General features: G+C 60.5%; 19 protein-coding genes and 1 CRISPR repeat array. Of the genes, 7 read left to right on the forward strand and 12 right to left on the reverse strand.

All coding sequences use genetic code 11. The features are described 5' to 3' along the window. Window positions 1–62: 62 nt before the first annotated feature. Complete coding sequence (cas3, locus tag B9H00_RS06495; protein ID WP_169713428.1) at window positions 63–2753, reverse strand: CRISPR-associated helicase Cas3'; 2691 nt, start codon at window positions 2751–2753, stop codon at window positions 63–65. Window positions 2754–2965: 212 nt separating this feature from the next. On the opposite strand from cas3, the gene B9H00_RS06500 reads away from it, so the two are divergent. Beyond that, the gene (locus B9H00_RS06500) at window positions 2966–3379 is read left to right on the forward strand and encodes an antitoxin Xre/MbcA/ParS toxin-binding domain-containing protein (RefSeq protein WP_086899972.1); all 414 of its coding nucleotides are present in this window, start codon (window positions 2966–2968) and stop codon (window positions 3377–3379) included. Next, complete coding sequence (locus B9H00_RS06505; RefSeq protein ID WP_086899973.1) at window positions 3373–4065, forward strand: RES family NAD+ phosphorylase; 693 nt, start codon at window positions 3373–3375, stop codon at window positions 4063–4065. Before B9H00_RS06500 ends, B9H00_RS06505 begins: the two co-directional genes overlap by 7 nt. Window positions 4066–4100: 35 nt before the next feature. Beyond that, a CRISPR array of direct repeats spans window positions 4101–7183; the repeat unit is 29 nt; unit sequence CGGTTCATCCCCGCGGGTGCGGGGAACGC. 190 nt (window positions 7184–7373) lie between these two features. On the opposite strand, the gene B9H00_RS06510 is transcribed toward B9H00_RS06505, so the two are convergent. Next, window positions 7374–7592 carry a DUF2835 family protein gene (locus B9H00_RS06510; RefSeq protein ID WP_086899974.1) on the reverse strand — a complete coding sequence of 73 codons (219 nt, stop codon included), beginning with the start codon at window positions 7590–7592 and terminating at the stop codon, window positions 7374–7376. A gap of 157 nt (window positions 7593–7749) precedes the next feature. Here B9H00_RS06510 and ssuE point away from each other — a divergent pair, with 157 nt between their 5' ends. After that, on the forward strand, window positions 7750–8337 hold the full coding sequence (ssuE, locus tag B9H00_RS06515) for an NADPH-dependent FMN reductase (RefSeq protein ID WP_086899975.1): 588 nt from the start codon (window positions 7750–7752) through the stop codon (window positions 8335–8337). 96 nt (window positions 8338–8433) lie between these two features. Here the strand turns inward: ssuE and B9H00_RS06520 are convergent, their stop codons facing one another. The 7 genes from B9H00_RS06520 to B9H00_RS06550 all read right to left on the reverse strand — a co-directional run bounded on the left by B9H00_RS06520 (window position 8434) and on the right by B9H00_RS06550 (window position 15114). Further along, window positions 8434–9522 carry a sulfate ABC transporter substrate-binding protein gene (locus tag B9H00_RS06520; RefSeq protein ID WP_086899976.1) on the reverse strand — a complete coding sequence of 363 codons (1089 nt, stop codon included), beginning with the start codon at window positions 9520–9522 and terminating at the stop codon, window positions 8434–8436. A 264-nt stretch (window positions 9523–9786) separates the two neighbouring features. Continuing rightward, window positions 9787–10713, reverse strand: a complete 927-nt coding sequence (locus B9H00_RS06525; RefSeq protein WP_086899977.1) for a CysB family HTH-type transcriptional regulator — start codon at window positions 10711–10713, stop codon at window positions 9787–9789. Window positions 10714–10814: 101 nt separating this feature from the next. Further along, entirely contained in the window at window positions 10815–12152 is a 1338-nt protein-coding gene (locus tag B9H00_RS06530; protein WP_086899978.1) for a methyl-accepting chemotaxis protein, read from the reverse strand. 157 nt (window positions 12153–12309) lie between these two features. Then, entirely contained in the window at window positions 12310–13623 is a 1314-nt protein-coding gene (locus B9H00_RS06535; RefSeq protein WP_086899979.1) for an arsenic transporter, read from the reverse strand. A gap of 15 nt (window positions 13624–13638) precedes the next feature. After that, window positions 13639–14352 carry an arsenical resistance protein ArsH gene (gene arsH / locus B9H00_RS06540; protein ID WP_086899980.1) on the reverse strand — a complete coding sequence of 238 codons (714 nt, stop codon included), beginning with the start codon at window positions 14350–14352 and terminating at the stop codon, window positions 13639–13641. Then, the gene (gene arsC, locus B9H00_RS06545; RefSeq protein ID WP_086899981.1) at window positions 14345–14761 is read right to left on the reverse strand and encodes an arsenate reductase (glutaredoxin); all 417 of its coding nucleotides are present in this window, start codon (window positions 14759–14761) and stop codon (window positions 14345–14347) included. Before arsC ends, arsH begins: the two co-directional genes overlap by 8 nt. After that, window positions 14758–15114, reverse strand: a complete 357-nt coding sequence (locus tag B9H00_RS06550; RefSeq protein ID WP_086899982.1) for an ArsR/SmtB family transcription factor — start codon at window positions 15112–15114, stop codon at window positions 14758–14760. The genes arsC and B9H00_RS06550 overlap by 4 nt, the downstream gene beginning before the upstream one ends. Before the next feature lie 103 nt (window positions 15115–15217). On the opposite strand from B9H00_RS06550, the gene rarD reads away from it, so the two are divergent. From rarD to B9H00_RS06570, 4 genes are all read left to right on the forward strand, one after another. After that, window positions 15218–16129 (forward strand): EamA family transporter RarD, encoded by a 912-nt coding sequence (gene rarD / locus B9H00_RS06555; RefSeq protein WP_086899983.1) that lies wholly within the window; start codon window positions 15218–15220, stop codon window positions 16127–16129. A 513-nt stretch (window positions 16130–16642) separates the two neighbouring features. After that, window positions 16643–17887 carry a four-carbon acid sugar kinase family protein gene (locus B9H00_RS06560; RefSeq protein WP_086899984.1) on the forward strand — a complete coding sequence of 415 codons (1245 nt, stop codon included), beginning with the start codon at window positions 16643–16645 and terminating at the stop codon, window positions 17885–17887. Between the two features lie 22 nt (window positions 17888–17909). Then, window positions 17910–18917 carry a 4-hydroxythreonine-4-phosphate dehydrogenase PdxA gene (gene pdxA, locus B9H00_RS06565; protein WP_086899985.1) on the forward strand — a complete coding sequence of 336 codons (1008 nt, stop codon included), beginning with the start codon at window positions 17910–17912 and terminating at the stop codon, window positions 18915–18917. A 145-nt stretch (window positions 18918–19062) separates the two neighbouring features. Beyond that, window positions 19063–19761, forward strand: coding sequence for a DUF4396 domain-containing protein (locus B9H00_RS06570; protein WP_086899986.1), 699 nt, complete (start codon window positions 19063–19065; stop codon window positions 19759–19761). Between the two features lie 73 nt (window positions 19762–19834). On the opposite strand, the gene B9H00_RS06575 is transcribed toward B9H00_RS06570, so the two are convergent. From B9H00_RS06575 to B9H00_RS06585, 3 genes are all read right to left on the reverse strand, one after another. After that, window positions 19835–19945, reverse strand: coding sequence for an entericidin A/B family lipoprotein (locus tag B9H00_RS06575; protein WP_407656580.1), 111 nt, complete (start codon window positions 19943–19945; stop codon window positions 19835–19837). Between the two features lie 94 nt (window positions 19946–20039). After that, a complete protein-coding gene (locus B9H00_RS06580; RefSeq protein WP_086899988.1) occupies window positions 20040–21038 on the reverse strand; it encodes a Gfo/Idh/MocA family protein in 999 nt (332 codons plus the stop codon). Then, the gene (locus tag B9H00_RS06585) at window positions 21028–22191 is read right to left on the reverse strand and encodes a DegT/DnrJ/EryC1/StrS family aminotransferase (protein WP_157663194.1); all 1164 of its coding nucleotides are present in this window, start codon (window positions 22189–22191) and stop codon (window positions 21028–21030) included. Before B9H00_RS06585 ends, B9H00_RS06580 begins: the two co-directional genes overlap by 11 nt. Between the last annotated feature and the right edge of the window lie 323 nt (window positions 22192–22514).

A 22514-nucleotide genomic window follows, 5' to 3' on the forward strand; every position in this document is an offset into this window, starting at 1 on the left:
CGTTGTTCCTCTTCAATAGGGGATGAACCGTCATAGGTACACAGTGCCAACCGTTCCCCGCGTCAGCGGGGATTTTCTTTTTCAAAACTCACCCCCCACTGCTCGTCGTAACCACAGGTGCCGTCCGCCTCCGGCAGCCAGGGCTGCACGAAGCGCAGCCCGCGATGTCGCTGCTGTAGCGCTTCCCACTGCTCGGCATGGCGCTCCGGCAGTGGCGCCAGTTTTCTGGCCTGGCTTGCTCTCAGTCGACATCGACTCAAGCGGTCGGCATGGCGGTGATCGTCGACCCAGAGCCCCAGTGCATCGTCACGGCGCTTGAGCAGCACGACCTCGACGCTTTGCTCGTCGCCAAGCCGGGTGCCCATTTCGCGCTCCTCCTGCCACGGGTCGAAATCGCCATTGAGCTGGTAGCCGTCTTCCAGGTTCAGCGCGTTGTGGGTCGCCATCGAGGCCGCATATTTATCCATGCCGGTGCGCTCGAAGTGCGCCTGATCGAACGCTTCGGGGAGATCATCCGTTGATGCGGCATAAACGCCCTCGATCAAGGTGCGCGCTTCATCCGGCATGGTGATGGCACCCCGCTGGCGCAGCACGCGCTGGGTCAGCCAGATCAGCGAGGTGTCCTTGTAGACCGCCTGGGTGCCGCGGTGCGCCTGACTCAGCCAGTCGGCACCGGGAGTATCGCGCCACGCGGGCGCCAGTACCTGCAGTACGGGCGCGAGGCGTTCACCGCGCTGATGACGCTGAAGCCGCCCGGCGCGCTGAATCAGAAGATCAATGGGCGCAATATCGCTGACCATCCGGTCAGCATCGCAGTCCAGGGATTCCTGGAAAACCTGAGTAGTGACAATGACCTGGCCGCGCCTGAGTGACGACATGGAACCCTTACCGAAGCGGCGAATGACCTCGGATTCAATCCGCTGGCGATCCACCATCGCAAACCGGGCGTGAAAGAGCAGGCAGCGCTCGGGATCAGGGTGTCGCTCGCGCAGCTGTTGAAAAGCACGAATGGCGTCATCGACGGTATTACGTACCCAGACGATGCACTCGCCCGCCTCTACCGCAGCCAGTACGCGCTCGATCGCCTCCTCTTCGCTTTCAAGCCAGTCGATGGCCACACTGCGCGCCACTTCCGAGCGCGTCTCGACGGGTACCTCGTGGGTAGCACGCGCTCCACAGTGGGTCAGCAGGGGGTAGTCGTGTGCTTCAAGCGGGCTGGCATCAACTCCCAGGCCATGGCGCCACGCACCCGTCAGCGCCTCGCGCATGGCGCGTGGGAGCGTGGCCGTCAGCAAAATGGCGCTGCCGCCCTGTCGGGCGTGGTGGGCCAGCAGTTGATGCAGCAGGGTCTGCATGTAGTGATCGAAGGCATGGACTTCGTCAATGATCAGCACCTTGCGCGCCAGACCCAGCAGGCGCAGCGACTGATGACGAAATGGCAGGCCACCCATCAGCGCCTGGTCGATGGTGCCCACGCCGACGTCGGCCAGAAGCGCCTTTTTGTTGGAGTCCGCCAGCCAGCGGCTGCACTGGGTCGAGGCGCTGACATCCATCGTGGCGTAGTCGTCGCTTTCCCGCTGCTCTGCCATGACGGAGCGTTCGAACGCCTCGTTGAGTTCGCGCGCGCCGTGGGCGAGCACCAGCGAGGGTCTTGAGACACTGCTGTAAAAGCGATGGTGAAGATCGCCCAACCGGGTATACATGGCGTTGGAGGTGGCCATGGTGGGCAGCGCGAAGTAAAGCCCTTCGCCGTGACCATCGGCGAGCAACCGCTGGGCCAGAATGCAGGCGGCTTCGGTCTTGCCTGCCCCGGTCACGTCTTCAAGGATAAACAGCTGCGGCCCGGCCTGAAGCGGCAGGTCTGCCGCCTTCTGCTGCAGCGGGGTCGGCGTCACCCTGTCTGCAAACCACTGGGCAAGCCCCGCGTAGGGAATCGGTTCGGGGGGCTGAGCGAACCCGGTGGCCTTCAGTACCACCCCGGCCTGCTCAAGCGCTCGCGGCCAGTAGTCGGCAAGTGCCATGGCCTGCTGGCAGTACGGAAAATAATCCCGATGCGAGCCCAGCCAGTCACTGAGCGTCGCCCAGCCGGCGATCGTCCAGCTCAACGTCTTGAAACGCGCCAGCCACGCTTCGTCCAGCAGTTTGTCGACCGGCCAGCAGGGTTCGATCAGCGCCGCCCAGTCGGCCACGAAATCCCGTGCAGCGGTCGCGTCATCAAGCTCACCGTCGTCGACGAAAAAGTCCGACAACGTCAGCTGACCGGTTGCCACGGGGCGGCCGTGGTGACCAAAAAACGGGGCCATCAGACTATCCATCGGCACCAACAGCTTTCTGGCCGGCGCCTGCGCGCCGTCTGGCCAGCGCAGCACACCCTCCTTGCGCCAGATGTTCCAGCATTCATCCCAGAGCAGCACGCCCAGACGATCATGGCGCTGCTGATAGGGCCTGCCCTGCGGTGGGGCCATGTCGTCGAGCGTAAGTTTCAGCACTTCCTGAAAGGCACGGGAGAACTTGCCCAGATCGTGAAGACCCAATAGAAACGCCAGCAGCCGTCGCAGCGGTTCGGGTTCAATGCCCAGCCGCGCGGCCAGCTGTGTCATCAGGGGGCGCTCAGGCGCGAGCAACTGCCAGCCGACCGCGGCCACATCCAGACTGTGCCAGGCCAGTAGATGACATTTCTCCCTATGCGCACCAGGCAACGCCTTGCCGGCATAGCGGTGATAGAGCAAGGCAACAGATGGGTCATCAGCCATCACATCTCTCTTTTAATTATCCCCGGCGACAACATTAAATAATTATTTAACATTTTTCACTAATACCTATATCAAATGGGGATTAAATCGAGACGATTTTTGGTGTGATAAAAACCCGACCCATTAATGTCTAAAGAAAACAAAAATCAATAATCATGTCTGTAGACATCCTGGTGTATACTTTTTCAAATGAATTCGAGAGATGGAAAATCATGCCCCTGACTCAAGCACTTCAACAGGATGTGGTTTCCGACAGGGCAAAGTGCGCCACCGGTTTGCGCGCCGTGATCAAAATTCTCGGACAATGGGACGCCACCGGTGAGCAGATTCAGAACATTCTGCGCATTTCTCCCAGCACCCTCGCTCGTGCCAAACGCGCCGATCGAGAATGGACGATCGCGCTGGATCGTGATCAGGTCACGCGGATGAGCCTTGTGCTGAACATGCACGCAGCGCTCAGAACCGTTTTCGAGAATCCAGACAACCTGTACGGATTCATGAAGATGGCGAACCATAACGAAGGGTTTTCGGGGGATTCACCGCTGAACAGGATGGCCAGTGGCGACATTCTTGCTCTGATGTCGGTGGCTTCACGCATCGATGCGATGAGGGGCGCACAGTGGTAAGTGTCGAGGGATTACCGGTACTCCCTGCGGGAGAGGTAGAAGGATATCGTTTGATTCCTTCGAAATTCCCACCGATTGCACTCTTTGACGATGTGGCCAGCATCGACGAGTTCGAGGTGCTTCATGAGCTGCAGGCGCTTACCAATCCGCGCCTGCAGGCCGAGATCGGCAACCTGGCGCTGATCGACACAGATGAGATACCTTTCGGAATCCGGGGCTGCTCCTATGCGACCGCGCCGTTCACCCACGTTAACCTGACCGGCTCACGCTTTAGTCGCGGGCGATTTGGTGTGCTCTATATCGCCGACGAGATGGCTACGGCGATCGCCGAGGTCAGCCATCACCAGACCGCTTATTGGCGCAAGGTACCCGAGCTTGGCTATGAGCGGTTCGTACTGCGCGGCCTGCATTGTCGATTCGACCAATCCGGCATGGCAGATGCGCTGATGCTCGCTTCCACCCACGCCATTTATGCCCCTGACGACTACACCGCCTCGCGGGCCCTGGGTGATGAGATTCACGCGCACGGCCTTCCCGGTCTTCGCTACCGTTCGGCTCGCTCGCCGGGCAACCTCTGCTGGGGGTTGATGACACCTCGCCCGGTCCGGGACATTGTTCAGACCGAACACTATGAGATGGTCTGGAACGGCGCCATTACTCATATCAATCGGATCTCCGCGGTTTGAAACCCGCCCTGTTTTTCTGCTTCTTGTTTTAACTCCGGTTCATCCTCGCATCTGCGGGGAACGCGTGACCGGCTCCTGCCAGTGGAGAGGTCGGGTCGGTTCATCCCTGCGTTTGCGGGGAACGCTCCAAGCGGGCCAGCTGGGTACGGATCGGCATCGGTTCATCCCCGCGCCTGCGGGGAACGCGCGACAGTCGTGGCCTGGGCAACTTCCGCAATCGGTTCATCCCCGCGTCTGCGGGGAACGCGTCGGAATCATCGCAGTATGGCGCCACTGATCGCGGTTCATCCCCGCGGGTGCGGGGAACGCTATAACCCGATGCCTGACGCCGCTTTTGATGCCGGTTCATCCCCGCGGGTGCGGGGAACGCCATGTTGACCAGATAGAGACGTCGGCGGATTTCGGTTCATCCCCGCGGGTGCGGGGAACGCTGCATGATCAATTCAAGATGTGATCGGGTGTTCGGTTCATCCCCGCGGGTGCGGGGAACGCCAGTGCGCGCTGCATCATCTGCGCCAATACGTCGGTTCATCCCCGCGGGTGCGGGGAACGCACCTGCACCACTGCCGCCCTGATCACCGCCACCGGTTCATCCCCGCGGGTGCGGGGAACGCTCTATCAACGTCCCGACTGGTACGAAGGCATTCGGTTCATCCCCGCGGGTGCGGGGAACGCATTCTCTCCATAGGTGACTGAAGCATCGGCCCACGGTTCATCCCCGCGGGTGCGGGGAACGCCATACCCATTGCCGCCCAGCATGTTTGCGTTTCGGTTCATCCCCGCGGGTGCGGGGAACGCGGCCGAGTCGCGCCAGATGTGGGCCGATGAGCCGGTTCATCCCCGCGGGTGCGGGGAACGCTGCAAGCTGACGCTGAGCGGTCGCCTGTGACGCGGTTCATCCCCGCGGGTGCGGGGAACGCGATAATTGCTGACACGGGACTGAGCGCGGCATCGGTTCATCCCCGCGGGTGCGGGGAACGCTTGGCGCCACAAGCGCTGTGAGAAAGGCCATTCGGTTCATCCCCGCGGGTGCGGGGAACGCTGCCCTGCTTGACCAGACCGGCATCCCAGAATCGGTTCATCCCCGCGGGTGCGGGGAACGCAGCTTGTGAGTGCCGCCAATGCGCCGGAAAACCGGTTCATCCCCGCGGGTGCGGGGAACGCGTCGGCCTGCTCTGGCTCGGCAATCAGCGCCTGCGGTTCATCCCCGCGGGTGCGGGGAACGCATGAGGCCGAAACGTCTCTTGTGGGTTCCGTGCGGTTCATCCCCGCGGGTGCGGGGAACGCTCTCATCATCTGTGACACGCTGACAGGATATTCGGTTCATCCCCGCGGGTGCGGGGAACGCTCTGCACCGCCATCCCGCCGGCGGCGCGATACCCGGTTCATCCCCGCGGGTGCGGGGAACGCTTCTCAAGCAAAATACCCTCTTTACCCGCGGCCGGTTCATCCCCGCGGGTGCGGGGAACGCATCGAGCGAGCGTAAAGAGAGTGAGCGCAATGCGGTTCATCCCCGCGGGTGCGGGGAACGCGATTTTGATGGATAGCCTGATTATGCGGCCGGCGGTTCATCCCCGCGGGTGCGGGGAACGCCCCAATGGCGTACGCGTGTACTATCAGGCCATCGGTTCATCCCCGCGGGTGCGGGGAACGCATGATGGCACGCCGCTTTGCACTGACTGCTGGCGGTTCATCCCCGCGGGTGCGGGGAACGCCAGGCAGAGTCGGTCCGCGCGAAACCCTGAGGCGGTTCATCCCCGCGGGTGCGGGGAACGCAATGGAGACCGAAGGGATACATTGTGGTGACTCGGTTCATCCCCGCGGGTGCGGGGAACGCGAGTTGCTGAAAGGTTGGATTGTGCAATCCATCGGTTCATCCCCGCGGGTGCGGGGAACGCGTCGCCAAACTCCCCGATTCAAACGAAGCAACCGGTTCATCCCCGCGGGTGCGGGGAACGCGGCCTGGCCCTGATAGGGCCGGATCACCTGTCCGGTTCATCCCCGCGGGTGCGGGGAACGCTCCTGACGGCAATATTCGGTCAGACGCCTGATCGGTTCATCCCCGCGGGTGCGGGGAACGCCACTGGGCCACAAGACGCTGGTGACCGACGACCGGTTCATCCCCGCGGGTGCGGGGAACGCTTGTTTGGCCCGTGGTATCTAATCGGGTGCATCGGTTCATCCCCGCGGGTGCGGGGAACGCGCCGTCGCCATCGGCGTCGATGCGCATGAAGACGGTTCATCCCCGCGGGTGCGGGGAACGCTTATCTGCATGTTCAGCCACCTGTATCGCGAGCGGTTCATCCCCGCGGGTGCGGGGAACGCAGCTGCTGCCAAAGGAGGAGGCGGCCAAACAGCGGTTCATCCCCGCGGGTGCGGGGAACGCTATGGAGCATCAAGCGGCGAGAGGCATGGAATCGGTTCATCCCCGCGGGTGCGGGGAACGCCCGACCCCGCTGTTATTAACGCCCTCTCGAACCGGTTCATCCCCGCGGGTGCGGGGAACGCGCGATAAGAGCCACCGGATGCACGGCGGGGTGCGGTTCATCCCCGCGGGTGCGGGGAACGCTACCGACCCACCGTTAAAACGTCTCTCACAGCCGGTTCATCCCCGCGGGTGCGGGGAACGCCTATACTCGTCTTTCGCGGACTACCAGTCTGACGGTTCATCCCCGCGGGTGCGGGGAACGCCAGCGCCAGATGCAGTGTCGTCGAATATCAGACGGTTCATCCCCGCGGGTGCGGGGAACGCGCTTCGCCGCTCTCGCCGGTCTCGTCGGATTCCGGTTCATCCCCGCGGGTGCGGGGAACGCTCGTGCATTCTTCAGTTCCCGTTCTATCAGTTCGGTTCATCCCCGCGGGTGCGGGGAACGCAGTACAGCGCCAGTCGTGATGACAGTGTCCGCCGGTTCATCCCCGCGGGTGCGGGGAACGCAGAAAAGGACGCTCAAGGCCGCTATTGATCATCGGTTCATCCCCGCGGGTGCGGGGAACGCTATCGCAGCATCATGCGCGATATTAATGAGGACGGTTCATCCCCGCGGGTGCGGGGAACGCTTCAAGCTCGCGGGATAACTGATCGTGCAGGGCGGTTCATCCCCGCGGGTGCGGGGAACGCTCTAAATATAACCTTTTGTTTTTAAAGAGCAAAAACAGGTGATGTTTTTCCACCGGTTTTTCGCACCCTGAGTAAAATAATTTTGTTCTATAAATCAATTACTTGAGATCAAGAAAAATATAATAAAAACGTTTCACCAACGCTATTCAAACCGGTGTTCCTCTAGTGGCATAAAACCTGTGTCCTGTCATCACACCGCCCGGATCGAGATGAATCGCCCACCATCATCGAAGGTGACGCGATAAGTGCCATGCACGCCGTCACGTTTGATGATGTGATGGAGCACCCTTGAAGGCAGCATGACGCTGCGCCCATCAGGCGTGCGGGTGTGAATGCTGTCGGCCACGCCGGCGTAGTGGGCGCGGCACTGCTCGGCGCTGAGATCGAGCTGGATATCGATACTGGGCACTGAGATCTCCCGGACAGAAAAAGAGGCATCAGCGGTATCCGGTCGGACCGACCGGCGATGGCTTTTGACCTGATTTGCTTTTCATTGATCGTTATTTCCGAACGCCATGCTGACCGGAACACAATGACGTTACCCCCTTTCATGGCAAGGAGCGATCATGAACGTAGTGACTCTGGCAGGCAGCGCGAGTGTACAGTCCCGATCCACGGCACTGCTGGCCTTCATGGAAAGCCAGTTGCATCGGCGTGGTATCGAAACCCGTCGTTTCTGCGCGGATAACTTCCCATCCCGGGCATTGATCAACGCCGATCATACCGATCCGGTCATTCAGGCCTTTCAGAAAACGCTTGCCCGGGCCAATGCCGTGATCGTGGCCACTCCGGTTCACCAGGCCTCGTTTTCCGGCGCGCTGAAGCTGTTGCTGGACCTCGCTCCCCAGCGCGGACTTGAGCACTGCACGGTACAGGCACTCGCCACTGGCGGCAGTGACCAGCACCTGCTGATGCTCGACTATGCCCTGAAGCCTGTCCTCTCCTCCATGGGGGCGACCCATCAACTGCCGGGCATTTACGCGGGCCCTGCCGATCTCGGCAAATGCTCGAATGGTCATCACATGCCGGGGCCGGATATCCGCCGACGCGTGGAACAGGCCGTAGAGACGCTGGCGTCTCTTCTCGAGGCGCGTCAGGTGAAGCCTCTTAAGCATCTTGAAAAATCGACGTTTTCGCTGGCGCAGGCAGGCTGAACCCTCGAGTGTCTCAAGCGAACGACATCACACAAGACACCGGGCCTAGGACCCGGTGCTTTTTCTTTATTTTTCCCTGAACGCTGCTGGAAGGCCCTAGGCGCCCGGCATCGTAATGTGATCAAAGACGCCACCGTTGGAGAAGTGAGTCTGCTGTGCTTTATCCCAACCGCCAAAGACGTCGTTGATGTTGTAAAGGTCCATCTTCGGAAACTGCTCTAGAAGCTCTGGATCCACGCCTTCGGTATTGATCGGACGGTAGTAGTGCCTGGCCGCCAGTTGCTGGCCTTCAGGCGAGTAAAGATGCTCCAGATAGGCGTGCGCGGCCTTCTCGGCAGCTGGGCCCTTTTTCTTTACGTTGTCCTCGACCACGGCCACCGGCGGCTGCGCCAGAATGCTGACCGATGGCGTCACGATTTCGTAGTCATCCTTGCCGAGTTCGTTAATGGCCAGCAGCGCTTCGTTTTCCCAGGCCAGCAGCACATCGCCCAGCCCGCGCTGAACAAACGTATTGGTCGCCGCCCTCGCGCCGGTATCCAGCACCGGCACATGCTGATACAGCGTTTTCACGTACTGCTCGGCCGCCTTTTGCGCCTGTGTCACTTCTTCCTGTGCGGCCGGGTCGTGCAGTCGATCCAGATCGCCCAGCTCACGCTTGAGCGCCCACGTCCAGGCCGCCAGATAGTTCCAGCGCGCCCCGCCAGAGGTTTTGGGATTGGGCGAGATCACCTCGACCCCATCGCGGATCAGATCATCCCAGTCATGGATGTTTTTCGGGTTGCCCTTGCGCACCAGAAAGACAATCGAGGAGGTATAGGGCGTGCTGTCATCAGGAAAGGCCTTTTGCCAGTCCGGTGGCAAAAGCTCACCCTTTTCGGCGATGGCATCAATGTCGGCAGCCAGTGCCAGAGTCACGACATCGGCCGGATTGCCTTCGATGACCGAACGGGCCTGACGACCGGAGCCTCCATGACTCTGCTGAACAGTGACCCGGTCACCCGACTGCTTTTCGTACCATTCGCTAAAGGCCTGGTTGTAGTCGCTGTAGAGCTCACGGGTCGGATCATAGGAGACATTGAGAAGCGTGATGTTTTCAGCACGAGCCGCCATCGAGCCTGACAGCAGGACGGAGGCTACCGCAACCGTCAGTCCGTGACGACGTAAAACGGAGAATAAAGGAGGCATATCGGGTTCCCTTGTAACGCTTGATGAGAGTGTTGACTCAAGCGTACCGGCCACCTTAATTACTTAAAAATATATAATGACGGATTGCTTATCGCTTTTTGAGATATCTAATTGGTCTGGTTCATTCCCTTTAGAGCTTCTGAAAAGGCGTTGGCGGCGCCTGTCCTGCAAGCGTCGCTTCACTGACACATATCACCCAGACCATTATGGTGGCCTGGAAGACACTCCAGCCGTTTGAAACGATGGCAATATTTGAAAGATCCTTCAGGGATGCGTCAGAGCCTTCTGAACGGTGTCACTGCTGAGTTCAGGCGAGCAGCACTCCAGAAAGCGGTAGGCGAAGTTGCGCAGCAGATGCCCGCGGCGCAGCGCAATCAGGGTCGTGTTGCGCGGAAAAAGATCGTCATGCTCTATCATCGCAAGCCCTGCATCACGCACCGGGTCAAACGCGACCGAGGCGATAATCCCGATCCCCAGATTCAGCTCAACGTAGGTCTTGATCACATCGGCATCCAGCGCCGACATCACCACATCCGGCGTAACGCCGGCCGCGATAAAGGCCTGATCAATACGCGAGCGGCCGGTAAAACCTTCGTGGTAGGTGACAATCGGATAGCGGGCGATCGCCTCCAGAGTCAGGGTCTCGATGTCACGCAGCGGATGATCCTCGGGCACCACGACGGCGTGCTGCCACTGATGGAAGGGAAAGGCCACAAGCTCCTGGGGCGCCTCCCCCAGTGCCTCGGTGGCCATACCGATATCGACCCTGCCAGCACGCAGCAGCGAGACAATCTCGGCCGGGCCGCATTGCTGCAGCTCCAGGTGGACCCGCGGAAAATCACGCCGAAAGCGGGCAATGATGCGCGGCAGCACGTAACGGGCCTGGGTATGGGTGGTCGCGATGCGCAGCCGTCCCTGGTCTTCATGCACCCACTGCTGGGCCAGACGCTTTAAATTCTCGCTCTCGAGCAGGATGCGCTCAACGGTTTCGAAAAGCGTGGTACCGGCAGGTGTCAGCCCCAGCATACGCTTGCCGCGGCGCTCAAAGAGCACGACCCCCAGCTCGTCTTCCAGGTCACGGATGTGCTTGCTGGCACCGGACTGGGACGTAAACAGCGCGTTGGAAGCGTCGGTCAGGTTGAACTGACGGCGCACGACCTCCCGCACGATACGCAGTTGCTGGAAATTCACGGCCACCTCATTTCTTAACGCTATTAAAAAGATCATTAATATATCGCTTTGATCTTTTCAGGCTAAATCAGCATTACTGATAACGTTATGACAGAGGGAGATCAGACCGCTCTGGCCGGTGCCGCTGAAACAGCAGTGCACTGCACCGCAGGGTCATCCTGCTGCAGGTCCACGGTAGAGGCCATGTTGCGCACGGCCTTGATCATGTCATTGGTGCAGTCACTGATGCGCACGATCGCCTCGCCGGCATTGCCGGCCATGACAACGCCCTTCTCAACGATCTCCTGACAGTCGTGCATGCTGGTATTGGCGCTACAGGAGAGCTTTTGAAGTCGCTCGATCGTTCCAGCAATATCACCGGTGGCCTCGGATGTACGACGGGCAAGCTGACGCACTTCATGGGCGACCACCGAGAAGCCGCGGCCGTGTTCGCCGGCGCGGGCGGCCTCGATGGCAGCGTTCAGGGAGAGCAGGTTGGTCTGGGAAGCAATGGACTGGATGGTTTCAACAATGGCCGTAATGCCGGCCGCCTGAGCTGTCAGATCATTCAACAGTCGGGAGGTGGCCTCGACCCGCTCTGCGATGCTTCGAATTTCACGCACGGTCTCATCGATAATGCGACTGCCGTCGCCGGCAGTATTTTCCGTATCGGCCGAGATGCGACAGGCCATGCGCAGGCTCTCGGTTTCACGCTCGACGCGTTCGGTGATGTTGCTGGCAAACTTGATGACCTTGTAGAGACGACCCTCGTCATCAAAAATCGGGTTATAGGTGGCCTCCAGCCACAGGGTGTGCCCCTGACTGTCAAAGCGCTTGAACTGTCCGGACATGAACTGACCGGCATTAAGCTGCGCCCAGAAGGCTCGATACTCGGGGCTTGCCGCCAGGGTTTTGCTACAGAAGATACGATGATGTTTGCCTTCGATCTCCTCGAGCCGATAGCCCACCGTGTCCAGAAAGTTCTGATTGGCGGTGAGGATATGCCCATCCGGCGTAAATTCGATGACCGCCATCGAACGATCGATGGCCCGGAGCCGGCTCCCCATTTCCTGCTCTTCGACGATCTGCGAGGTAATATCGGTGGCAAGCTTGATGACCCGTACCACCTGCCCGCGCCGGTCACGAATGGGGCTATAGGTGGCTTCCAGCCATAGGGGCGTGCCGTCCTGTCTTACCCGCTGGCAGCGACCGCTGATGAACTCGCCCGCACGTAGCCGGGACCAGAAATCGGCATATTCGTCGCTTTCAACGAACTCACGCAGGCACAGCATGCTGTGATGACGACCCACAAGTGCCTCGGCGTGATAGCCGGTGGCCTCGAAAAAGGCCGAATTGGCGCACAGGATATTGCCCTGCGGATCGAATTCGATCACGGCCATGGCGCGGTGAATGGCATCCAACAACGGCGCCTGCCGGGAAGAAGCGGTATATCGAAACATGGGAACTCCTGCCACTGGCAGTACGACGGGCACAAGTCATCTCTGCGGCCCGGATCATCGATACAGGCAGCATCGGCCGACAGGACTCGCCTCTTGAGGCCAGACTGATATATTCCCTTGTCACCAACTTTCGAAGCCGTCCGGGCGAGGCCAAACGCTAACCGGCAAAGCGAATGGCCAACGGTCCCCAGAGCGCCAGCGCGACCAGCGTGGCCAATAACACCGGCGGCGTGATCACAAGGCCTACCTTCATGTATTGCCCCCAGCCGATGCGGTGCCCCTTGCCGGCAAGCACATGCAGCCATAAAAGCGTGGCCAGACTGCCGATCGGGGTGAACTTCGGCCCCAGATCATTGCCGATGACGCTGGCATAGGCCATGAGCTGTCGAGTGAGTTCGGGCACCTGGGCCTGATCGATCGCCAGTGCGCCGATCAGGGTGGAGGGCAGGTTGTTGACGACCGAGGCCAGTACCGCAAGCCCCACCCCGGTACCCACAGTCGCTACGAAGGTCCCCTGCCCGGCCAGCCGGGTCAGCATGTTCGCAGCGTCCTCGGTCAGTCCGGCCTGGCCCAGTCCGTAGACCACCAGATACATCCCAAGCGAGAACAACACGATCTGCCAGGGCGCGTGCCTGAGCACCCGGGCAAGCTGAATCACCGGCTTTTCCCGCCTTCCCCAGCGCCCGGCGATTGCCATCAGCATCAGTGCCGCCGTCCCCATGATGAAGGTAAAGGGCACGTGCCAGTGCGCGGTCACGAAAAGCGCGATCAGCAACACGGCAATTAGCGGAAAGGCCGCGCGAAAAACGCGAACATCGATAATGGCACTGGCCGGCGCCTCCAGCCGGTCACGGTCATAACGGTCTGGAATCTCGCGGCGGCAGTAGCACCACAGCACGGCAAGCGTGGCCGCCAGTGACACCAGATTGACCGGCACCATGACCAGCGCGTACTCACCAAAGCCGATCTCGAAATAGTTGGCGGTGACGATATTGACCAGATTCGAGATCACCAGCGGCAGGCTGGTGGTATCGGCCACAAATCCGGTCGCCAGGATAAAGGCCAGCGCCGCCCGGGCGCTGAAATCAAGGCGCACCAGAATGGCCAGCACGATGGGGGTGAGCAAAAGGGCCGCGCCATCGTTGGCAAAAAGCGCCGCAATGACCGCACCGAGCATCACGATCAGCACAAAAAGCAGGGGGCCTCGTCCATTGCCCCAGCGGGCGATGTGCAGCGCCGCCCAGCTGAAAAAACCTGCTTCGTCGAGAATCAGCGAGATGATGATCAACGCCACAAAGGTGAAGGTGGCATCCCAGACGATGTCCCAGACGGTGGCGACATCGCCCCACCCCACCACGCCGGTGGCCAGCGCCACCAGGGCGCCACCCAGAGCGCTCCAGCCAATACCCAGCCCGCGCGGCTGCCAGATCACCAGTACCAGAGTGACCACGAAAATACTCAGTGCCAGCATGTCGATGTCTGCCTGCTAGTGGGTACGCTGATTGACGCGTGCAGAGACTTCTTCGGCGCTTTCCACCCGCTCGGAGTAGCGATCAACGAGATATCCGGCACGTCCGCGCGTCAGCCAGGTGAACTTCACCAGCTCCTCGCAGACATCGACAATACGCTGATAAAGCGTCGAGGCCTGCATGCGCCCATCATCATCAAATTCGTTGAAGGCCTTCGGCACCGACGACTGATTGGGGATGGTCAGCATGCGCATCCAGCGACCCAGCAGGCGCATCTGATTGACCGCATTGAAACTCTGACTGCCGCCGGAAACCTCCATCACCGCCAGCGTCTTGCCCTGGGTCGGGCGCACGCCGCCCAGCGACAGCGGGATCCAGTCGATCTGGGTTTTCATGATGCCGGTCATCGCGCCATGACGCTCGGGACTGACCCACACCATGCCCTCGGACCACTGCGCCAGTTCACGAAGCTCGGCCACCTTTGGGTGGTCGGCTTCGGCGTCATCGGGCAGCGGCAAACCGGAGGGATTGAAGGTTTTGACCTCACAGCCAAACCACCGCAGCAGCCGTCCCGCTTCTTCGGCCACCAGTCGTGAATAGGAACGCTCACGCAGCGAGCCATACAGCACCAGGATTCGCGGCGCGTGGCGCGGATCATCCGGATGAATCAGCGCATCAATATCGATGGGCTGAAGCTGATCGGTATCGATATGAGGCAGCGTGTCATTCATGTCCCGGCCTCTCAAAATTCACCACTTCGCCATCTTCCTTTGTAAATTCGGTCAAGGGCCGCTCCAGCAGCGCCAGCACCTGTTCGGAGGGTCGGCACAAGCGTGCGCCCCGATCGGTGACCACAATTGGGCGATTGATCAGGATCGGATGCGCCATCATGGCATCGATCAATTGGTCATCGCTCAGGGCCGGGGCATCAAGGCCCAGCTCGTCAAAGGGGGTGCCCTTTCGGCGCAACAGCTCGCGAGGCGTGATGTTCATCGCCGTCAGCAGCTCGACCAGGCGCTCACGCGTGGGCGGTGTCTTCAAATATTCGATCACGTCCGGCGTTTCACCAGCCTGACGCAGCATGGCCAGTACGTTGCGCGACGTGCCGCAGTCAGGGTTGTGATAGATCACGGGCGTCATGGCGTCTCCTCTTCACTGGAATGGCAGGCAGGTTGAAGGGCTTCAAGCAGCGGCGCACAGAGTTCAGGGCGCCCTGCGCAACAGTCGTGTGCCAGAAAGGCCAGCGTCGTCTGCATCTGCTCAAGGCTGGCGCGGTAGATGATCGAGCGGCTCTGGCGCTGCGAGATCACAAGGCCTGCCTGCGAAAGTACATTCAGATGTGCCGACAGCGTGTTGTGTGGCACCTCCAGACGACGGGCCAGCTCTCCGGCCGCCAGACCGTCAGGCTCGTGACGGACCAGCAGCCGAAAGGCATCCAGGCGAGTGCTCTGGGCCAGCGCTGCAAAAATGGTAATGGCAGTGGTATTGTCCATATGTCCAAAACTATGGACATATGGACAACAAGTCAACGACTTCGTCATCGCTGCAACGCGGCATCCCGAGTATGATGCGGAATTTACCGGGGGAACTGGCGCCATGGCGGACACGCGTGAACAGAGTGCAGGGCTTCTGGCCGCTCTGGGCTGTTTTTCGATGTGGGGCGTGATGCCGCTCTATTTTTACCTGATCGGTCCAGATGTCTCTCCCTGGGAGATTCTGACCCAGCGCATGGTGTGGGCTGCCGTGCTGCTGACGCTATTTGTGTTGATCACTCGTCGCAGTGCCCGCGTCATGGCGGTCGTGCGTGACCGGCGCCTGCTGCTGATGCTCATGGTGACAGCGCTTTTGATCAGTACCAACTGGGGCGTGTTTATCTGGGCGGTCTCGAGTCATCACGTGCTGCAGGCAAGCCTTGGCTATTACATCAACCCGCTGCTCAACGTAGTGCTGGGGCTGATCTTTTTCCGCGAACGGCTGCGACCGCTACAGATCGCCGCCGTACTGCTGGCCGCAGCGGGTGTGTTGATCATGGTGGTGGGGTTTGGGCGGGTTCCCTGGGTATCGCTGATTCTGGCCTGCAGCTTCGGCGGCTATGGGGCGATTCGAAAGCGCATCGGCGTGGACAGCATCACCGGACTCTATATCGAGACCATGCTGCTGCTACCGTTTGCCATTCTCTGGCTGGGCGAACTGTACATGCAGCAGCAGGCGGTCTTTTTACAGGGCCGTCTTTCTACCGATGTGCTGCTGATGGGCTGCGGCATCATTACCGTGCTGCCGCTGGTGCTCTTTACCATGGGCGCACGGCGACTCAAGCTTGGCACGCTGGGGCTGATCCAGTATCTGACCCCTACCCTGCATCTGCTGACCGGTATATTTATCTTCAATGAGACCTTCAATCAGGCCAACCTGATCACTTTTGCCTGCATCTGGGCAGGGCTTGTTCTCTATACGGTGGACACCCTGCGAGCGCAGCGGCAGATAGTCACCCCGCCCACGCCACAATAATCAGATGGTGTGCCTGTAAAAGGCACTCCAGATTATCCCCCTTCGTTACCCTTCAGCGAAAAAGAGTGTCCGGCCATCAGCTTGAGGCACGTCGGCACTCCCTATCCTGCCACTCTTCAGACAGCTCGAAACTCTCGCGCCAAATTGATCGTTTTGATCAAACACGTCACTGCACACGCTTTACCCATATCAACCGGGCTTTCCCGATCAAACAACAATGGGTTTTTTGGACCATCAGGCGATGGTATAACTTGCCAAATATGATTGATTCAATCATTTTGTGATCATATGAATCAAAACCGTTTCCACTTCCTATCTTTCTGGAGCAGGCATGAGCACTCTTGAGTTTCGCGTTACTGTGTTCGTCATGCCTTCCCCTCCGGGTCAGGATAACAACCGTGACAGACAAAAACGCCATGGCCTGTGTGAGCCGAACGCCCTGAAAGCCGTCTCGACCCTGTCGGGGCTGACCGGTGCAGGCTCCGGAAACGCGCCAGTGGAGACTCGAAAGCCATGAACGTGCCGAGCACTGAACCAGGCCATGCCAAGCTACTGATCATGGCCGATGACCTGACCGGCACTGCCGATTCAGCGGTCGGCGCGGCCCGTGCAGGACTCGCCACTGCCGTGGTACTGGGCGCAGAACACATCGAGTGTGCTGACGTCGTGGCCATCGACCTGGACTCACGCGTGGTGAGCGCTGCCGAGGCGACACAACGCCACCGCCTGGCGCTTGCCACCTGGCAGGGCCATTTTCGCTTTCTGTTCAAAAAGATCGATTCGACCCTGCGCGGCAACGTGGCTGCCGAAATTGCGAGCCTTTCAAGCATCGGCATGGCCATCGTTGCTCCGGCCTATCCGGCGACGGGGCGCACTACACGCGGCGGCCGCCAGTACCTGAACGGTGTCCCTGTCGAGGAAACAGAAGTCTGGACCAACGAAGGCCTTCAGGGCCGGGCGGACCTGGTTGACATGCTGACGGCGGTCGCGCTTGAGACAGCCACCCTCGATCTCGCCGGATCTGGTGAAGAAGATGATCACGTGCTGGCCGTACTGAAGGCCTACCAAGAACGTGGCGTCCAGGCACTGGTGTGCGACATCGAAAGTGATGCCGACCTGGCACGTCTGGCGGCGCTGAGCGCGCGGCTCGATGGCGTTTTCTGGGTCGGCTCGGCCGGCCTCGGAGAACATCTTCCTGCGGCGCTCGGACTATCAGGCAGTCACAAAAAGATGCCCACGCGGTCGGGCCATCCGCAGACCCTGATTGTGATCGGCAGCATGAGCGGCGTCTCCCACCGCCAGGCCGAGCGACTTCTGGAGAGCATCGACGCACTGACGCTGATCGATATCGACCCGAGCGATCTACGCCAGGAGGCTCCCCGTGACATCGTTTCAGCCCTTGAGGCGCGTCTGGATGCGGCACTCGCCCAGCGCTGCGACGTCATGGTTCGTCTTCGCCAGAACGAGGATCGCCGGGCTGGCGAAGGTCCAGCACTCAGCCTGGCGCTGGCCCGTCTGCTGTCGCCACGTCTGGGGCATGTCGAGCGACTGATCGCCACCGGCGGGGCCACGGCACGGGCGATTCTGATGGGCGCCGATATCACGAGATTGACGCTTGTCGATGCCCCGGACACAGGCATGGCAAGGCTGCTCGCAACAACAGCTGCCGGCCCCCTCGAGGTCATCACCAAGGCCGGTGGATTCGGCGACGACCATGCCTTTCAGCGTGTCTGGCAGGACCAGACCCGTCATCACTGACTCTTATTCAAAAGGAATGCTCATGAGCAATCGTCCCGTTATTGGTATCACCATGGGCGATGCCGCCGGCGTCGGGCCCGAAATCATCGTCCGGGCCCTGGCCCATGATGATGTCCACGATATCTGCCGCCCCCTAGTCATCGGCGATGCAGGGCGCCTGCGCAAGGCAATGGAGGTGGTCAGTTCAAGCCTGACGCTACATGTCGTCGAAACGCCCGCCGAAGCGCGTTTCGAGCGCGATGCCATCGAGTGCATCGACCTGGGGCTGATCCCCGAGGACCTGCCCTGGGGCCAGGTCTCGAGCGTGGCCGGCAACGCCGCCTACCACTACATCGCCAGGACCGTGGAACTGATCGAGGCGGGGGAACTCGACGCCATCTGCACCGCCCCTCTGAACAAGGCCGCACTACACGCCGGCGGCCACATCTTTCCGGGACACACGGAGCTTCTGGCACACCTGACCGGTACCGAAGAAGTCTCAATGATGCTGGTGACCCCGAAAATGAAGGTCATTCACGTCACTACCCATATGGGCATCATCGATGCGATCGCGCGCATCAATCCGGGGCTCGTGACACGCACCATCGAGCGTGCCCACGAAACGCTTGCCCGGGCGGGCAACCACCACCCGCGCATCGCCGTATGCGGCATCAATCCCCACGCGGGTGAAAACGGCCTGTTCGGCTATGGCGAAGAGGAAGAGAAGATCGTACCCGCCATCGAGGCGCTGCGCGCCCGGGGCTGGGACGTGGAAGGACCACTGCCGGCGGACACGCTGTTTTTTCGCGCCGGACGAGGCGATTTCGACTGCGTTGTCGCCATGTACCACGACCAGGGCCATGGCCCGGTGAAGGTGATGGGCCTGGAAGCCGGCGTCAACGTCACTGTAGGGCTTCCGGTGGTGCGCACCTCCGTGGACCACGGCACCGCCTTCGACATTGCGGGCAAGGGCATCGCTGATGAGCGCAGTTTGATTGAAGCACTGAGGCAGGGGGTCGAGCTCGCCAGCCGACACCCCGAGAGGGCCTGATGCCACACTGTCTGGACGGGCTCGGTCGCCTTCAAGCCCGATCAGCACCATGGCCTTACCCCAGCCTTGTGGGATCGCTTTGCCTGCACTAAACCTTGGCGTCATCAGATGACATCAAACTGAAGGCGACACAAGGAGCGTGCCAATGCTGACCGTCTGGTCCTGGATATTTTTACTGCTGGGGATCGCCACCTGTGCCCTGATTGCCGCGGACGTGCGCCGCCGCCCTCAGCATATGGCGGTCATGAATGTGACCTGGCCGATCACGGGGCTGTACATGCCCGTACTGGGCTGGTGGGTGTATCGAAAGATGGGCCGGGCGGCTCCTGCTCATCATGACACGCGGCATCAGCATGGTGACCACGAACACCAGGGCGGCCATCACCATCACAGTGACAAGCCCAAATGGCAGGGCGTGTTCGTCTCGGCCACCCACTGCGGCGGTGGCTGTACGCTGGGCGATATTGTAGCGGCCCCGCTGGCCACGGCGCTTGGCTTTACCCTTTTTGGCTCACACATGGCGGGGCATTTTCTGCTCGCCTTTATCGCTGCCTACGCCTTTGGCATTTTGTTTCAGTACCTGCCTATCCGTGAAATGGGCGAGGGCTCACCGCGCAGTGCGCTGATAAATGCCATCAAGGCTGACACGTTATCTCTGATCGCCTTTCAGATCGGCATGGTTCTCTGGATGCTGATCGCGACACCGCTGTTTCTGGAGGGCCACATGGATGCCACCACCCCCGGCTTCTGGTTCATGATGCAGATTGCCATGCTGGTGGGATTTTTAACCGCTTATCCGGCCAACTGGCTACTGGTCAACAAGGGCATCAAGCACGCCATGTAGAGACGACGCTCGCATAAACGCATCAAACCCGCGGCCTCTCGGCGGCGGGTTTGATGCGTTAAAGACAAATGTCTCAATCAGCGGCGTTCTGAATCGCCTGGCCACCGTCAGAAATATCTTCGCCCGCGCCGTGCATGGTGTTACACCCGCCCAGCACTGCAGCAGACAGCAGCATTGCAACCATCAAAAGCATCATGCGTTTCATGAGATTCTCTTCCCGTGTGATGAGCCGCCCGGCGGCCTGTATGAAGGACTTTAGACCATCCTTTCATGCACGGCTACGCGCCCGATACCGGTGAGGAAGGCTGGCAGGTGGCCAGCTGAAGACGCTGCTCGATCAGCTGACAAAGCGTCAGGGTCTGCCAGGACTCTTCAGCGCTGGCCAGTCCGTGTGACTGCCCATCCATGACGCTGTCCACCATGGCTCTGGCCTGACGGGTCAGGGCATCTTCTGTTGGGTCCACGAGCGGCACTGGTATGTGATCCGGCGTCATGAAGCAGGCATGATGCTCGCCGTTGAGCAGATCCACCTGCAGACTGCCCTGCGGGCTGCGAGCATGAATCAGTCGCCGGCGGTGTGTTGGCCGTCGCCCGGTGCTCAGGGTGACCGGGTAGCCGGCATCACTCTGCAGGCGTACGGTCACATGATCAACGCCCGCCCCTGCCGGGCTGTCCTGACCATCGGCATCGCTTTCGACATCCAGCAGGGCGTCAAAGGTCAGACCCATGATGTGCTGCACGATATCCAGATCATGAATCATCAGATCCGTCACGAGGGACTCATTGGAGAGCCGCGCGCTGCCGGGGTTGTATCGCGTGATGTTGACCGCCTCCCACGGATGAGTACGCAAAAGTCCGGCCGTCGCCTGCAACGCCGAATTAAACCGTTCGATATGGGCGCAAAAAAGCCCCGCTCCCTGCATTCGAGCCAGCCGCTCCAACTGAAGGCATTCACCGGGACGCAGGGTCATGGGCTTTTCCACCAGACATGACAGCCCACGACCAATAAGATCCCGCGCGACACCAAAGTGCGTCGCCGTGGGGCTGGCCACCACGGCCATATCGGCCCGGCAGGCCCGTTCGAGAAAGGTGGAATAGCTCTGGGTGCAGCGGCGCCGCATGTCCTCTGACAGGTCGCACTCCTCGGCCGGACGAGGTTCATGGATCACACTGACTTCCACTCCGGCCAGCGCATTGAAGGCACGCACATGTCTGGCCCCCATGCGCCCGGCACCGGCCACGGCCACATGCAGCACCTCCCCGTGTTCAGTCTTCATGACAGGCGCTTTTCACGGCCTGACAGACCTGCTCGACATGATGAGGCTCAAGGTAGGGATGCATCGGCAGACTGAAGGCAGCAGCAGCCACCCGGTCGGTGTGAACCAGACCGTCATGCGTTATTGACTGATAGGCAACATGGCGGTGCAGCGCCGGTGAGTAGTAGCAGCGTACTGGAATGCCCTGCGCTCTGATCGCCGCCACCAGGGTATCCCGGCGCCGCTCCAGCGCTGCATTGTCTTCTCCGGGCATGTCCGGCAGGCGCACCGTGTATTGAGCCCAGGCCGAGCGACAGGTCGCGGGCAGATGAGGGGTGACCAACCGTCTGCCGAGCCCTTCCCGATAGGCCTCGGCAATGCGATTACGCTGATCCAGCTCGTCATCGAAGATGGTCAGCCGGGCCAGCAGTACGCCGGCCTGCAGGGCATCCAGGCGTGAGCACATGCCAATCTCTTCGTGACGAGTACGATCGGGGCTGATGCCATGGTTGCGCAATGAGCGAAGCCGCTCGGCAAGTGCTGGATCATCAACGAACAGCGCGCCGCCATCGCCATAGCAGCCCAGCGGCTTGGAGGGATAAAAGGAGGTGATCGTGATATCGGCCAGTGAGCCGACCGGGCGCCCATGATAATGGCCGCCCAGGCTCTGGGCGGCATCAGTCACCAGATTCAATTCAAAGCGTTCAGCAAGGCCGGCCAGTGCAGCGTAGTCCGCCGGTCGACCGAACAGATCCACGGCAATAACGGCCCGGACGCCGGCGGCCTCCGGAGCTTGAGCGTGACAATCAAGCCAGCTCTCGAGCGCCCGTGGATCGATGTTGAACGTGTCAGGATCAATATCGATCAATACCGGCTGCGCCCCGACCCGAACGATGGCCTCAACTGTCGCGGCAAAGGTGTAGGCCGGACACAGTACGCGATCACCCGTGCCAATGTTCAGTACCCGCAGGGCCAATACCAGCGCATCACTGCCGCTGGCACAGCTGACACAGTGAGCCGCGCCGGCACGGTCTGCCAGCTGGTGCTCGAGCGCTTCCACCTTCGGCCCTCCAATGAAGGTGGTAGACAACATCACCTCTTCCATCTCGGCCCTGAGCCGGTGTTCGATACGGCGATATTGCGCGTCCAGATTCATGAAGGATGCACTGGGCATGAGAGGCGGTCGCTCCTGTTGTCGGGTCATTGAGTGACCGCCTTTCTAACGCATCGCACCACAACAAGGTTAATACTTTTGTATTGCTTTTGTAGCTTCAAAGGAAAACATAAAACTAGTCCATAACGGTTTTTCAGGAACCTTCCAAACCTGCCCTAAAAGGGAAAACGGCTCATGAGTGGCTGCCAGAGTGATGATCACAGCGCTATGCCCCGCATTATTTTATTCAATAAGTCAGGCCCTTCGAGTGTCCTATAGTGACCGCAACGACATGGACCAGCGCCGGCGCGGCCGGCAGGTCATTTCCCGGACAATGAGGAGGA

Source organism: Kushneria marisflavi, assembly GCF_002157205.1.
GTDB lineage: Bacteria > Pseudomonadota > Gammaproteobacteria > Pseudomonadales > Halomonadaceae > Kushneria > Kushneria marisflavi.

Excerpts from the sequence above, each read along its gene's own strand:
- cas3 (WP_169713428.1), bottom strand. The coding sequence starts at position 2,753 with ATGGCTGATGACCCATCTGTTGCCTTGCTCTATCACCGCTATGCCGGC.
- B9H00_RS06500 (WP_086899972.1), top strand. The coding sequence starts at position 2,966 with ATGCCCCTGACTCAAGCACTTCAACAGGATGTGGTTTCCGACAGGGCA.
- ssuE (WP_086899975.1), top strand. The coding sequence starts at position 7,750 with ATGAACGTAGTGACTCTGGCAGGCAGCGCGAGTGTACAGTCCCGATCC.
- B9H00_RS06520 (WP_086899976.1), bottom strand. The coding sequence starts at position 9,522 with ATGCCTCCTTTATTCTCCGTTTTACGTCGTCACGGACTGACGGTTGCG.
- B9H00_RS06530 (WP_086899978.1), bottom strand. The coding sequence starts at position 12,152 with ATGTTTCGATATACCGCTTCTTCCCGGCAGGCGCCGTTGTTGGATGCC.
- B9H00_RS06535 (WP_086899979.1), bottom strand. The coding sequence starts at position 13,623 with ATGCTGGCACTGAGTATTTTCGTGGTCACTCTGGTACTGGTGATCTGG.
- arsH (WP_086899980.1), bottom strand. The coding sequence starts at position 14,352 with ATGAATGACACGCTGCCTCATATCGATACCGATCAGCTTCAGCCCATC.
- arsC (WP_086899981.1), bottom strand. The coding sequence starts at position 14,761 with ATGACGCCCGTGATCTATCACAACCCTGACTGCGGCACGTCGCGCAAC.
- B9H00_RS06550 (WP_086899982.1), bottom strand. The coding sequence starts at position 15,114 with ATGGACAATACCACTGCCATTACCATTTTTGCAGCGCTGGCCCAGAGC.
- rarD (WP_086899983.1), top strand. The coding sequence starts at position 15,218 with ATGGCGGACACGCGTGAACAGAGTGCAGGGCTTCTGGCCGCTCTGGGC.
- B9H00_RS06560 (WP_086899984.1), top strand. The coding sequence starts at position 16,643 with ATGAACGTGCCGAGCACTGAACCAGGCCATGCCAAGCTACTGATCATG.
- pdxA (WP_086899985.1), top strand. The coding sequence starts at position 17,910 with ATGAGCAATCGTCCCGTTATTGGTATCACCATGGGCGATGCCGCCGGC.
- B9H00_RS06570 (WP_086899986.1), top strand. The coding sequence starts at position 19,063 with ATGCTGACCGTCTGGTCCTGGATATTTTTACTGCTGGGGATCGCCACC.
- B9H00_RS06575 (WP_407656580.1), bottom strand. The coding sequence starts at position 19,945 with ATGGTTGCAATGCTGCTGTCTGCTGCAGTGCTGGGCGGGTGTAACACC.
- B9H00_RS06580 (WP_086899988.1), bottom strand. The coding sequence starts at position 21,038 with ATGAAGACTGAACACGGGGAGGTGCTGCATGTGGCCGTGGCCGGTGCC.
- B9H00_RS06585 (WP_157663194.1), bottom strand. The coding sequence starts at position 22,191 with ATGCCCAGTGCATCCTTCATGAATCTGGACGCGCAATATCGCCGTATC.